This window comes from Paenarthrobacter sp. NPDC057355 (assembly GCF_042667405.1).
GTDB lineage: Bacteria > Actinomycetota > Actinomycetes > Actinomycetales > Micrococcaceae > Arthrobacter.
This window is the reverse complement of record NZ_JBHVAL010000001.1, coordinates 613,624-626,598: the sequence shown is the minus strand read 5'-3', so window position 1 is coordinate 626,598 and position 12,975 is coordinate 613,624. Positions and strand designations below refer to the sequence as shown.

Below are 12,975 nucleotides of genomic sequence, written 5' to 3'. Positions count from 1 at the left end.
TATAGCTTAGACACTGGCCGCGGCGGACCGGCCGGCAGCCCTTCCCGAGAAGAGGCAGCCGCCAAGGAGCGTTCCTTCCAATGCCCGATACCCGTGAATGCCCCCGCCGCCAAATCCGGCAGCCTCGCCAGCCGCAAAAAGGCCCGGTATCGCTGCCCCGTCCGCGCCCGGCACCCTTGACCCCAGATCCGTCTGGACGCCGCCGAGGCTCTTCCTGGTCAGGACCGAGAGACGGACCGCTATCAAGGGTCCGTGCTTGGGGTCGGTCAGGCGGTGCGGGGGCGCAACCCGCATCAGTTTGTCCGTGGCGAAGCGCCGTGCTGCCCTGATCGCGGCGAGCTGTGGGTCCTTTCCAAGGCCGCTGGACACTTGGCGGTCCCGGGCGTCGACCAGCGCCTCAAGTTTGCCGGCGTCGATCAGTTGATTTTTGGTCAGGCGGTTCATCCCCGCGGCGAGATCCCGCACCGACGTGGCCTGGATGAAGTCTTCACCTTTGTCCAGGAATCGTTGAATGGGGGAGTCAGCGCCGGGCGTCAACCGTGAGGCCAGGAGCCTGACATCCTTGCCGGTGAGGTCCGGATTCTGTTCTGATCCGGACAGGGCCAGCTCCTTGAGTGCGATGGTCCGGTCCAGGACGAACCATGAGTACCCGTGGCCTGTTGCAAGAATATGGCGCAACGCTCCGAGGGAATCAAAACCGGGAAAGAGCGGGGCCGGCAATTGCGAGCCCTCGGCGTGGAGCCACAGAGACGAAGGTCCGGGAAGGATGCGGATGCCGTGCTTGGGCCACACGGGCTCGTAATTCCGGATGCCCTCAGGGTAGTGCCACATCCGGTCGCCGTTGATCAATGTTCCGCCCGCTGCTTCCACTGCCGGAAGGAACCCACCATCCACCGACGCGGGCACGCCGCTGAGCATGTCTGCCGGAGCATGGCCACCTGGCCATTGCCGACGCACCAGATCGTGGTTGCCGCCTATCCCGCCGGTGGTTACCACTACCGCTCCGGCGTTCACCTCGAAGTCTCCGACGGCGACCCGCGACGAGGCCTGGCCCCGCACAGCCGTCGACGGCTCCAAAACCTGGCCGGACACGCCGGTGACCCGGCCCGCCGTCGTCGTCAAGGAAGCGGCCCTGTGCCTGAAGAAGATCCGCACCCTTCCGGCGTCGACGCCCTCCTGGACTTTCGCGAGGAACGGTAGGACAAGCGCCGGCCCTGTTCCCCAGGTGACGTGGAAACGGGGCACCGTGTTCCCATGCCCCTGCGGCCCATACCCGCCCCGTTCAGCCCACTGAACCAGCGGAAAAATGCCGACGCCCAAGGACTTGAGCCAACTCCTTTTCTCGCCGGAAGCGAAGTGGACATACGCCTCCGCCCAGGCCCGTGCGTGGACGTCGGCCGGTCGATCGAAGGCTGCGGAGGCCATCCAGTCGGACAGGGCGAGCTCGGCGCTGTCCTTTACGCCCAGCCTGCGTTGCTCCGGGGTATCGACCATGAACAGGCCGCCAAAGGACCAATGCGCCTGGCCTCCGATGGATGCCTCCGGCTCCTGGTCCAGCACCACCACGCTCTTGCCGGCAGCATAAGCGGTCGCGGCCGCGACGAGTCCGGACAGCCCTGCACCAACTACGGCGATGTCGGCAGAGATACGGCCGGGTCCATGATGTGCGTCACTATCTTCGAGCGGCATGCGTACATGCTAACGGCTTGCACGGTCACGGGTTTGGCCAGAGGTCCCGGACCGGCAAAACTAGGAGCATGCGTGTTTACCCCACATTCTTCAAGTTGGCCTTCTCCTGGATGGATGCCGAGAAAGCCCACAAGATCGGTTTCCAGGCAATCCGGACGGCGCACCGTACCGGTGCCGGTCGGATTCTGGCTCGGCTGACAGCCCCGGATGCCTCTTTGAGGACGGAGGCTTTCGGCCTCACTTTCCCATCGCCTTTCGGGCTGGCGGCCGGTTTCGACAAAGAAGGCCATGGCATTGAGGCCTTGGCCGACCTTGGCTTCGGCCACGTCGAAGTCGGCACCATCACCGGCCAGGCCCAGCCCGGCAACGACAAGCCGCGGCTGTTCCGCCTTATCGAAGACCGGGCCGTCGTCAACCGCATGGGATTCAACAACGACGGCGCCGCTGCGGTCGCGCCGCGGCTCAAGTCCGCACGGGCTGCTTTGCAGAGGCTGTACCCGCAGACGCGGCCGATCATCGGCGTCAACATCGGCAAGACCAAAAACGTGGACCTTGACGACGCCACGGCAGACTACCTCGTCAGTGCCCGCAGCCTGGCTCCCGCCGCGGACTATTTGGTGGTGAACGTCAGCTCCCCGAACACGCCGGGCCTGCGTTTGCTGCAGAATGTTGAAACGCTGCGTCCGCTGCTTCGGGCCGTTGGGGACGCCGCCGACGAGGCTGCCGGACGGCACGTTCCTTTGCTCGTAAAGATTGCGCCCGACTTGTCCGATGAAGACGTTGACGACGTCGCCCGCCTCGCGCTGGATTTGAAGCTTGACGGAATCATCGCGACCAACACCACGATTTCCAGGGCCGGTCTCAGCTCTGATCCTGCCAAGGTGGAGGCTCTTGGGGCCGGTGGTTTGTCGGGTGCTCCGCTCAAGCAGCGATCCCTGGAGGTCCTCCGCCGGCTCAAGGATGCCGTGGGCGATCAGCTCGTCCTGATTGCTGTTGGCGGCGTCGAAACACCGCGCGACGTGCAGGATCGCCTCGAGGCCGGCGCAACGCTGGTGCAGGGATACACGGCTTTCCTGTACGAGGGTCCGTTCTGGGTTTCGCGTATCAACAAGGGCCTGGTCAAGCTGCGGCAGCGGGCGTCCCGCTAAAGCCTCTTACAGCAGAAGACCCCGGACCAGTGGTCCGGGGTCTTCTTGTTGGATGGTGGGGTCGCCTAGGCCGGGTATTGGCCGCGCTTCACTTGCGGCTTGGGCAGGCGAAGCTTGCGGAACTGGAGGGCACGCATGCAGCCGTACCAGATGGATCCGCGCTCAACCTCGCCGAACTTTGAGGTCAACTGCTTGCGAAGCTTGCGGGAAAGAATGAAAACGTCCACGAAGACCGCGAGGAACATGATCCAGAAGCCCACGAGGACGTAGCTGATTCCGGCGCTGGTCGGCGGAATGATGAGCGAAATGACGACAAACAGCAAAGCGCCGAACATCAGGTATTCGCCCAGGCTGAAACGTGCGTCGACATAGTCACGGACGTACCGCTTCTGAGGACCTTTGTCCCGCAAGGGGAGGTATTTCTCATCGCCGGTATCCAGTGCCTGTCGCATCTTCAGTCGCTGGTCCTGGATGGCCACCCGCTCTGCCGCTTTCGAGGCCTTACGGTCGGTGGGCACCAGGGGGCGCTTCCGGGCCGCTTCCTGGTCTTTCCGCTTGGGCGTAGGGGTGCCCTTGCCGGCCCCCGGCCCCGGGGCGGTGGCGTAGGCCTGGTCTACTACTGACTGAGCGCTGGGCTCTTCCTTTTTACGTCCGAACACCCCTACAGAATACCCTCAGCGGGGTGGCGTACGTTACGTCGTCCACGGCGATGGGTCTTCGCTGCTTGGTCCGGCATCCCGTGACGGCCTGCGACCCGGAGGTAAAGTGTGGGCCATGACTTCAGCACATGCGGACACCCCGCAGAACAAGCAACGGTACTCCGGCGACATCCCGGTCGAGGCACTGACCAGGGCAGTTGACGAGTCTTTCAACTCCACCCTGGATTCCCTGCGGGACCTTGTCTCCATTCCAGGCATTGCGTGGGCGAGTTTCGACCCCAAGGAACTTGATCGAAGCGCCGAGGCCGTCTCTTCGTTGGTCAAGGCAACCGGGATGACTGACGTCCGGATCCTGAGGTGCAACAAAGCCGACGGTACCCCCGGAGGTCCTGCCGTCGTCGCGCGTCGTCCAGCTGCGGAAGGAAAACCCTCCATCCTCCTGTACGCCCACCACGACGTACAGCCGCCGGGGGACCGGGCTCTGTGGAATTCCGAACCGTTTGTGGCGGGGGAACGGGACGGCCGCCTTTATGGTCGCGGAGCCGCTGACGACAAAGCCGGCATCATGGCGCACCTGGCAGCCTACAGCGCTGTCAGCAAGGTCCTCGGTGATGACCTGGGTCTTGGCGTCACCTTCTTCTTCGAAGGTGAGGAGGAAGCAGGTTCGCCCACATTCCGCACGTTCCTGGAAGAACACCAGGAGCTCTTGCGCGCAGATGTGATCGTTGTAGCCGACTCGAGCAACTGGAAGGTTGGCATACCGGCATTGACCACCAGCCTTCGCGGTTTGGTGGATGGAACGTTCGAAGTCCGGGTTTTGGACCATGCCGTCCACTCGGGCATGTTTGGCGGACCGGTCCTTGACGCCCCCACGCTTCTTTCGCGATTGATAGCGACCCTCCACGACGACGACGGCAACGTTGCGGTCGCCGGGTTGGTGGCCCGTGATGACGTGGCGGTGGACCTCACCGAAGCGGAGTACCGCGCTGATGCGTCAGTGCTCGACGGCGTCCGGCTGGCCGGGAGCGGGAGCATAGGTTCGCGCCTATGGACCAAGCCGGCGTTGTCCATTATCGGCATGGACGTCCCGGCTGTGGATGTGGCCTCCAATACCTTGATTCCTTCGGCCCGGGCCAAGTTCAGCATGCGCCTTGCCCCCGGCCAGGACCCCCAGGCAGCGATGGACGCCCTGAAGAAGCATGTCGAATCGAACGCACCCTTCGGTGCGAGGGTGACCTTCACGCCGGGGGAGCGGGGGAACGCTTTTGCCACGGACACAACTTCCGCGGCTGCAAGGGTGGCTTTGTGGGCTTTGGAGGAGTCGTGGGGAGTTCAGCCCGTGGAGATGGGAATCGGTGGATCCATCCCGTTCATCGCCGACCTCACGGAAATGTATCCGGACGTGCAGATCTTGGTGACGGGTGTGGAGGACCCTGACTCCCGTGCGCACAGCGCCAACGAATCCTTGCACATTGGCGACTTCCGCCATGCCGTGCTGGCCGAAGCCCTGATGCTTGCCCGGCTGAACGCTGAAGGACTCGGGGCCTAGCAATTCGGGCTCCCGGCGGCACCGTCTTCAAACGACGCCGGGAGCCCGCCCGGGAACAACGAAATGCTGTCCGTGGTTACGTCAGGAGTTATAGCTAAGCGTCTGCGCGACGTAGCATTAGCTGTAACCCGTATGTAATTGGGTAAGGGCAGGCGGCGTTCCGGCGTCGCCGCCAGAAGCTTCATAAGAAGGTAGGCCAATGAGCACTGCAACCAACGAAAACAGCACCGGAACACAGGTCGTCGCCAACGACGAACTGCCCACGCACGAAGTCAATCTGACGGACGTGGCGGCAGGCAAGGTCCGCAGCCTCCTCGAGCAGGAAGGGCGCACCGACCTTCGGCTGCGCGTTGCAGTCCAGCCCGGCGGCTGCTCCGGCTTGATCTACCAGCTCTACTTCGACGAGCGGATGCTCGACGGAGACGCTGTGCGGGACTATGACGGCGTTGAGGTCATCGTGGACAAGATGAGTGTCCCTTACCTCAGCGGTGCAAGCATCGACTTTGAGGACACCATCTCGAAGCAGGGCTTCACCATTGACAACCCGAACGCCGGCGGGTCTTGCGCCTGCGGTGATTCGTTCCACTGATGTGAGCCATCGCCGCATGTCGGCGCCACTCCGGTCCGCTTTAAACGCATCCGGAGCCACGGCGCTGACATGTGCGCGAAAACCGCCTGATAGCGGTAAGCTCTACATCGGGTAGTAAAACTTTTAGTGTGCCCGGTGAGCCTTCGGCCTGCCGGGAGACAGCAACAAGAGGAAGGGCCGTCTGTGAGTTCGCAGAACCGAACCGGCAGCCGACGCATAAAGATCACCTCGATCACTGGCTTGGCACTCGCCGGCGCGTTGGTTTTGACCGGATGTTCACCAGAGGTAGAGAAGGGTTGGCTGCCTACAGAGCGCGGCACCACCAACCACACTGACCGGATCATGGACCTCTGGGTCAACTCATGGATCGCCGCTTTGGCAGTCGGTATCATCACGTGGGGCCTCCTGGTCTGGTGCATCATTGCTTACCGTCGCCGCAAGGGCACCACGGGATTTCCCAAGCAGCTCAGCTACAACCTGCCGCTCGAGGTCTTCTACTTGACCATCCCGCTGTTCATGGTTCTGGTGTTCTTCTACTTCACCGACCAGGACCAGCGCGCCATCGATGACCGGTCGCAGCCGGCCGACGTCGTTGTTGACGTCCGCGGCAAGCAGTGGGCATGGGACTTCAACTACAAGCAGGGCCAGGTCATCTCCGAGGACCTCCACGAGGCCGGTGTCCAGGCTCACCTGACCGGCAACGAGGTCGACAAGGAGCTGCTTCCCACGCTGTACCTGCCGGTCAACAAGTCAGTTGACCTGGAACTGAACTCCCGCGATGTCATCCACTCTTTCTGGGTCCCCGCGTTCCTCCAGAAGCGCGACATGATCCCGGGCAAGACCAACTACATCCGGTTCACTCCGACGAAGGAAGGCACCTTCGATGGCAAGTGTGCTGAACTTTGCGGTGAATACCACTCCGAAATGCTTTTCCGCGTCAAGGTTGTCTCCGAGTCTGAGTTCAAGGCCCACATGGACAAGCTCCGCCAGGATGGCAACACGGGCCTGCTCGGTGCGGAATATGACCGCAATCCGAACCTGAACGAAAAGTAAGGGGAGCGACGTGGCTACTTACACTCAATCCGCCGGGACCCTCGAGGCTCCCGTAGTTCCTAAGTCCAAGGGACGCATAGTCGTCAACTGGATCACCTCCACGGACCACAAGACCATCGGGTACATGTACCTGATCGCGTCCTTCGTGTTCTTCTGCCTCGGTGGCGTCATGGCGCTGCTGATCCGTGCAGAACTGTTCGAGCCCGGTATGCAGATCCTGCAGACCAAAGAGCAGTACAACCAGATGTTCACCATGCACGGCACCGTGATGCTGCTCATGTTCGCGACGCCTCTGTTTGCTGGCTTCGCCAACGTGATCATGCCGTTGCAGATCGGTGCACCGGACGTTGCGTTCCCCCGTCTGAACGCCTTGGCTTTCTGGTTCTTCCTCTTCGGCTCCACCATTGCAGTCTCCGGCTTCATCACCCCGCAGGGTGCGGCAAGCTTTGGTTGGTTCGCCTACGCGCCGTTGTCGAACACGACATTCAGTCCAGGCGTCGGTGGAGACTTGTGGGTCTTCGGACTCGCGCTCTCCGGTTTCGGAACCATCCTTGGTGCCGTCAACTTCATCACCACCATCATCTGCATGCGTGCCCCGGGCATGACCATGTGGCGTATGCCGATCTTCACCTGGAACACGCTGGTGACGGCAATCCTGGTGCTCATGGCATTCCCGCCGCTGGCTGCAGCACTGTTTGCCCTTGGCGCAGACCGCCGCTTCGGTGCGCACATCTTTGATCCCGAAAACGGCGGTGCCGTCCTCTGGCAGCACCTGTTCTGGTTCTTTGGCCACCCCGAGGTGTACATCATCGCCCTCCCGTTCTTCGGTATCGTCTCCGAGATCTTCCCGGTCTTCAGCCGTAAGCCGATCTTCGGTTACAAAGGCCTGGTTTACGCAACCATTGCCATTGCTGCTCTCTCAGTGACGGTGTGGGCACACCACATGTACGTCACCGGCTCGGTTCTGCTGCCGTTCTTCGCCTTCATGACCATGCTCATCGCAGTACCTACGGGCGTGAAGTTCTTCAACTGGATCGGTACGCTGTGGCAGGGGTCCATCACCTTTGAGACACCCATGCTTTGGAGCATCGGCTTCCTGGTGACCTTCCTCTTCGGTGGTTTGACGGGCATCATCCTGGCTTCACCGCCGCTGGACTTCCACGTTTCCGACTCCTACTTCGTGGTGGCCCACTTCCACTACGTGGTCTTCGGCACGGTCGTGTTCGCAATGTTCGCGGGCTTCTACTTCTGGTGGCCCAAGTGGACTGGCAAGATGCTGAACGAACGACTCGGAAAGATCCACTTCTGGCTGCTGTTCCTCGGTTTCCACGGCACGTTCCTTATCCAGCACTGGCTGGGCGTAGAAGGTATGCCGCGCCGTTACGCCGACTACATGCCGCAGGATAACTTCACGTGGATGAACCAGTTCTCCACCATCTCTTCCTTCGTCCTGGGTGCATCACTCTTGCCGTTCTTCTGGAACGTCTACATCACATGGCGCAGCAACAAGAAGGTTGAAGTGGATGACCCTTGGGGCTTTGGTGCTTCGCTGGAATGGGCAACCTCCTGCCCGCCGCCGCGCCATAACTTCACCTCCCTGCCCCGTATCCGCTCCGAACGCCCGGCCTTGGACCTTCACCACCCGGAGTTGGCCCAGGTGCATACCGCCGAGGCTCCGTCACCCGCAGCAGCAGTCTTGGGTAACGCCGACCAGAGGGACGTCAGCAAATGAAAATTGAATCGTGGCTCTTCGGAGCCGGAGTCTTCTTCTTCGTGCCAGTAGCCATCGCTTACGGCTTCCTGACCGAATGGTCTGAGTGGGTCGGCGTGCTCGGCATCCTGTTGGTGGGTGGCCTGGCTGGCATGATCGGTGCCTACCTTGGCTTCACCGGCAAGCGAATCGGGTTGCGCCCGGAGGACCGCCCCGACGCCGAAATCCACGAAGGCGCCGGCGAGCAGGGACACTTCAGCCCCTGGAGCTGGTGGCCTCTGGTACTCGGTCTGGCCTGTGCTGGAGGGTTCCTCGGCCTGGCGGTTGGTTTCTGGGTCACGTACGTGGCCGGTGGCCTTGCGCTCGTGGCACTCGTTGGCTGGGTCTTTGAGTACAGCCGCGGCGACCACGCCCACTAGGACATAGCAGCGAAAAACGATGGGCCCCACCGAAAGGTGGGGCCCATTTTTTGTTTAATTCACTTGTGATTCATCGACGCCGGGGACACCGATGTCCCCGTTTGGCCGATCATCGGGCCTCTGGGGCCTCCAGGACGGAGGAGAGAGCGACGAGGGCACTCCGGGCCTCGGAGATGGTTTGCTGGTCCGTCAGGGCCTCAGGGGCGACCTCCAGGAAGACCTCGCAGCCGTGTTCGAAGTCTTCCGTCATGACTTCGAGCAGCGAGCGGGCGTCCACTGCTTGGCCGCCATTCTTTCGGATGGTTACAGGTAGTCCGGTCTCCGTGACAGCGCGGACGAAGACTGCTGCTGCCCGGGCATGCAGGCCGATCTCAGCGGCAACAAGGGCTTTGTGCTGCGGCAATCCAGCTCCTTAGCTAGGGCGGTTCCCCGCCGTAAATGATCCATACAAGAGTAGCCCCCTGTATGCAGCGCAAAACAACTTGGTCATTGGCTGGTCTAGACCTGTGCTGCGTCTGAATTATGCTTGAAACATGACTTACAAGCTGGATATCCGTCGTGGCTGACGCAGCAAGCATTGCCGGCGAGATTGACCGGTCCAGCACTACGCCCATCTACATCCAGCTCCGTGAAATACTCCGGGCGTTCATCGCCCAGTCTTGTCCGCCCGGATCGGCCCTGCCTTCCGAGCGGGATCTATCGGAGCGTTTCGGACTCGCCCGCATGACGGTCCGCCAGGCAATCGACGCCCTGGTCGGTGAGGAAGTCATCGAGCGTGTCGTGGGTTTGGGAACTTTTGTCAGGAAGCCGAAGCTTGACCTGCAGGTCAAGCTGACGTCCTACAGCGAAGAAATGCAGCGTCGTGGCATGGTCCCCGCCGCCAAGGTACTCAGCTTCGAACAGATCGCTGCCAGCGCCTTTCTGGCGCGCGAACTCCAGCTCGACGAAGGCACGCCACTGGTGCGGTTCCGGAGGCTTTTGCTGGCCGATAACGAGCCTATGAGCGTGGATGAGAACTTTATCCCGGCTCATCGGGTGCCGGGGTTTCTCGACGATGCGCCGCCCACGTCCCTGTACAACGTCCTGAGCGAACGATACGGCCTGGTCATGGAGTGGGGCGAAGACATGATCGAAGCCACAGCCGCCTCGCCATCGACTGCCAGGCTGCTCAATGTCGACGTTGGCTCGCCGCTCCTGAAGATACAGCGCCACGCGTTTGTGGCCCGTGCCATGGTTGACTATTCGGTGTCCTATTACCGTGCCGACAGATACAAGCTGTGGATTCCGCTTCAGCGGCCTGGTGTTCGTCCAACACGCAACTACGCCTCGGGGTACCGGTCGCAGTAGCGCGAGGCAACGAAAAGAGGGGCACAGTCCATGTGGACTGTGCCCCTCTTTTCGTTGAGGCCTGGCCTGTTAGTGGCTCAGGCTCTTCTGTTCGTCGCCAGCTGCGATGGCCTCGTGGTGGCCATGCGAGTGGGCTGCTTCGAGTTCCGCGGGAGTTGCCGGAGCAACGCGGTCTTCGAAGAACCAGCGGGACAGCGCTGCACGGCGCTTTTCCTTACGGGTCACAACGCCATGTTCGTTCGGCTGTGCCGGCAGGGGAGCCGGTGACTCGAAGCCAACAAGCTTGTAGCGCTTGTATTCGTCCAACGGAGCGTGGACCTCGATGAACTCACCGTGCGGGAGACGTACGATACGTCCGGTTTCGCGGCCGTGGAGGGCGATTTCCCGATCCTTGCGCTGGAGAGCCAGTGCGATGCGCTTGGTAACGATGAAAGCGATGACCGGGCCGATGAAGAACAAGGTCCGCAGCCAGTACGTCACGTCGTTCAGGGACACGTGGAAGTGGGTGGCGATGAGGTCCGAACCTGCAGCGGCCCACATGACGCAGTACCAGGTGAAGCCTGCTACGCCGATGGCCGTACGCGTGGGGGCATTGCGGGGACGGTCGAGGACGTGGTGTTCCCGGTTGTCCTTGGTCACCCAGCGTTCGATCCACGGGTAAGTGAACAGAACGGTGAAGATGATTCCTGCCGGTACAAGGGCCGGAAGAAGCACGTTCAGCGTCAGCGTGTACCCGAAGACAACCCATTCGAAGTGGAAGTCATTGACGACGCCAGGCATGAGGCGAAGTGCGCCGTCAACGAATCCGATGTACCAGTCAGGCTGGGTGCCTGCGGAAACAGGGGAGGGGTCGTAAGGACCATAGTTCCAGATCGGGTTGATGGTAAAGGCTGCTGCCATGAGCGCCAGGACACCGAACACGATGAAGAAGAAGCCGCCGGCCTTTGCCGCATAAACCGGACCAAGGGGGTAACCGACGACGTTGCCGTCATTGCGGCCCGGCCCCGGGTACTGGGTGTGCTTGTGCACAACCACCATGAAGAGGTGGATCACGATCATCAGGAGGATCAGCGCGGGTACAAGCAGGATGTGCAGTACATACAGACGGCCGATGATGGCCGTTCCCGGGAACTCCCCACCGAAGAGGAAGAAGGAGATGTAGGTTCCGATGACCGGAATGGATTTGATCACGCCGTCGATGATTCGCAGACCGTTGCCGGAGAGCAGGTCATCGGGGAGTGAGTAGCCGGTGAAGCCTGCAGCCATGGCCAGGATCAGCAGTACGCCACCGACAACCCAGTTCATTTCGCGGGGCTTACGGAAAGCACCCGTGAAGAAGACTCGCAGCATGTGGACACCGAGTGAGGCCACGAACAGCAATGCTGCCCAGTGGTGCACCTGACGCATGAACAGTCCGCCGCGGACATCGAAGGAGATATTCAGCGATGAGCTGTAGGCAACAGACATTTCGACGTTGTACAACGGCGTGTAGGAACCCTGATAGTGGGTTTCCGCCATGGACGGGTCGAAGAAGAAGGTCAGGAAGGTTCCCGACATCAGCAGGATGACGAAGGAGTAAAGCGCCACCTCACCGAACATGAACGACCAGTGGTCGGGGAAGACCTTCCGGCCGAACTCACGAAGGATTCCGGAGCCGCCCACGCGCTCGTCTACGAAGTTGGTGAAACTACCAACTTTGGTCTTCGGAACGAAGGGGGCTTCAGCTGTTGATGAGGCGCTCATGCTCGTCACGCTCCCAGTAACTCGGTCCTACAGGTTCTCTGAAGTCGCTGGTAGCGACGAGGTAGCCTTCTGCGTCAACTGCGATGGGCAGCTGCGGAAGCGGACGGCTTGCCGGCCCGAAAATGACCTTGCATTCCTGCGTGAGGTCAAAGGTGGACTGGTGGCAGGGGCACAGAAGGTGGTGCGTCTGCTGCTCGTAGAGAGCAACAGGGCAACCGACGTGCGTGCAGATCTTGGAGTAGGCAACGATACCGTTGTAGCTCCAGTTTTCACGGCCCTCGGAGGGGTTCAGCGAGTTCGGGTCCAGGCGCATCAAAAGGACAACAGCCTTGGCCTTTTCGTTCAACTTGCCCTCGTGGAGCTCGTTGAGGCCTTCGGGGATGACGTGGAAGGCGGATCCGATGGTGACATCCGAAGCCTTGATGGGGGTGCCGTCAGGGTCACGGGTGAGGCGCTTAAGCTTGCCACCTTCCGGAGCCCACATGGTGTGTGCAAGAGCCTTGTCCGGACGCGGACCCAAGTCGCCAAAAATGGCGAGAGCAGGCAGGGGAGCCAAAGCGACTGCACCAAGAAGGGTGTTGCGGATCAGCGGACGGCGCTTGATGCCGGTTTCCTCGACGATGTCGTCGACGATGCGCACTGCTGCCTGGCGATCCTCTTCCGTGCGGATAGCGTGGCGCTCTTCGGACACTTCGTGGTCGGGCATCAGGGCCTTGGCCCAGTGCACGATGCCGGTGCCGATACCCAGCATCGCAAAAGCGGTACCGAGACCCAGAAGGAGGTTCTGCGTGCGGATCGTTGCAATGGTGGTGTCGTCGCCAAGGTCAATGGCGAAGTACGCCACCAGGAAGACCAGCGTTCCGATGACAGAGGTGCCAAACAGAATGGCTACCTGACGCTCGGCACGCTTTGCGGCTACCGGGTCCGTGTCAGCCAGGCGCAAACGATGCGGAGGGAGTCCAGGATCCTGGAACTTCTCCACCTCATTCTGACCAGCCGTAGCTACGGTGCCCGAGTGGTTCGGACTGCCGTCACTATGGTTGCCCATAATTCGCCTCATCCTTCTCT

Annotated in this window: 12 protein-coding genes; 7 read left to right on the top strand and 5 right to left on the bottom strand. The window is 61.4% G+C overall.

From position 1 onward, the window contains the following. Positions 1 to 6: 6 nt before the first annotated feature. Positions 7 to 1,689 carry an FAD-binding dehydrogenase gene (locus ACFUOZ_RS02880; RefSeq protein WP_377544579.1) on the bottom strand — a complete coding sequence of 561 codons (1,683 nt, stop codon included), beginning with the start codon at positions 1,687 to 1,689 and terminating at the stop codon, positions 7 to 9. 68 nt (positions 1,690 to 1,757) lie between these two features. Between ACFUOZ_RS02880 and ACFUOZ_RS02875 the strand changes: the two genes are divergently transcribed. Further along, positions 1,758 to 2,837 carry a quinone-dependent dihydroorotate dehydrogenase gene (locus ACFUOZ_RS02875; protein WP_377544576.1) on the top strand — a complete coding sequence of 360 codons (1,080 nt, stop codon included), beginning with the start codon at positions 1,758 to 1,760 and terminating at the stop codon, positions 2,835 to 2,837. Positions 2,838 to 2,902: 65 nt separating this feature from the next. Here ACFUOZ_RS02875 and ACFUOZ_RS02870 read toward each other — a convergent pair whose 3' ends face one another. Next, positions 2,903 to 3,496, bottom strand: coding sequence for a DUF3043 domain-containing protein (locus ACFUOZ_RS02870; RefSeq protein ID WP_377544574.1), 594 nt, complete (start codon positions 3,494 to 3,496; stop codon positions 2,903 to 2,905). A gap of 115 nt (positions 3,497 to 3,611) precedes the next feature. Between ACFUOZ_RS02870 and ACFUOZ_RS02865 the strand changes: the two genes are divergently transcribed. From ACFUOZ_RS02865 to ACFUOZ_RS02845, 5 genes are all read left to right on the top strand, one after another. After that, entirely contained in the window at positions 3,612 to 5,045 is a 1,434-nt protein-coding gene (locus tag ACFUOZ_RS02865; RefSeq protein WP_377544572.1) for a dipeptidase, read from the top strand. 199 nt (positions 5,046 to 5,244) lie between these two features. Then, positions 5,245 to 5,634 (top strand): iron-sulfur cluster assembly accessory protein, encoded by a 390-nt coding sequence (locus ACFUOZ_RS02860; protein ID WP_144658885.1) that lies wholly within the window; start codon positions 5,245 to 5,247, stop codon positions 5,632 to 5,634. Between the two features lie 183 nt (positions 5,635 to 5,817). Then, positions 5,818 to 6,687 carry a cytochrome c oxidase subunit II gene (gene coxB, locus ACFUOZ_RS02855; RefSeq protein ID WP_377544570.1) on the top strand — a complete coding sequence of 290 codons (870 nt, stop codon included), beginning with the start codon at positions 5,818 to 5,820 and terminating at the stop codon, positions 6,685 to 6,687. 10 nt (positions 6,688 to 6,697) lie between these two features. Continuing rightward, positions 6,698 to 8,419, top strand: a complete 1,722-nt coding sequence (gene ctaD, locus ACFUOZ_RS02850) for a cytochrome c oxidase subunit I (protein WP_018777684.1) — start codon at positions 6,698 to 6,700, stop codon at positions 8,417 to 8,419. Further along, on the top strand, positions 8,416 to 8,817 hold the full coding sequence (locus ACFUOZ_RS02845; RefSeq protein WP_377544567.1) for a cytochrome c oxidase subunit 4: 402 nt from the start codon (positions 8,416 to 8,418) through the stop codon (positions 8,815 to 8,817). The genes ctaD and ACFUOZ_RS02845 overlap by 4 nt, the downstream gene beginning before the upstream one ends. A gap of 109 nt (positions 8,818 to 8,926) precedes the next feature. Here the strand turns inward: ACFUOZ_RS02845 and ACFUOZ_RS02840 are convergent, their stop codons facing one another. Then, complete coding sequence (locus tag ACFUOZ_RS02840; protein WP_377544565.1) at positions 8,927 to 9,220, bottom strand: HPr family phosphocarrier protein; 294 nt, start codon at positions 9,218 to 9,220, stop codon at positions 8,927 to 8,929. A gap of 155 nt (positions 9,221 to 9,375) precedes the next feature. Here ACFUOZ_RS02840 and ACFUOZ_RS02835 point away from each other — a divergent pair, with 155 nt between their 5' ends. Continuing rightward, positions 9,376 to 10,164: a GntR family transcriptional regulator gene (locus ACFUOZ_RS02835; RefSeq protein WP_377544563.1), complete on the top strand. Its 789-nt coding sequence runs from the start codon at positions 9,376 to 9,378 to the stop codon at positions 10,162 to 10,164. Positions 10,165 to 10,233: 69 nt separating this feature from the next. Here ACFUOZ_RS02835 and ACFUOZ_RS02830 read toward each other — a convergent pair whose 3' ends face one another. Continuing rightward, a complete protein-coding gene (locus tag ACFUOZ_RS02830) occupies positions 10,234 to 11,907 on the bottom strand; it encodes a cytochrome bc complex cytochrome b subunit (RefSeq protein WP_377544561.1) in 1,674 nt (557 codons plus the stop codon). Beyond that, the gene (locus tag ACFUOZ_RS02825; RefSeq protein ID WP_363931876.1) at positions 11,885 to 12,955 is read right to left on the bottom strand and encodes a Rieske 2Fe-2S domain-containing protein; all 1,071 of its coding nucleotides are present in this window, start codon (positions 12,953 to 12,955) and stop codon (positions 11,885 to 11,887) included. Before ACFUOZ_RS02825 ends, ACFUOZ_RS02830 begins: the two co-directional genes overlap by 23 nt. Between the last annotated feature and the right edge of the window lie 20 nt (positions 12,956 to 12,975).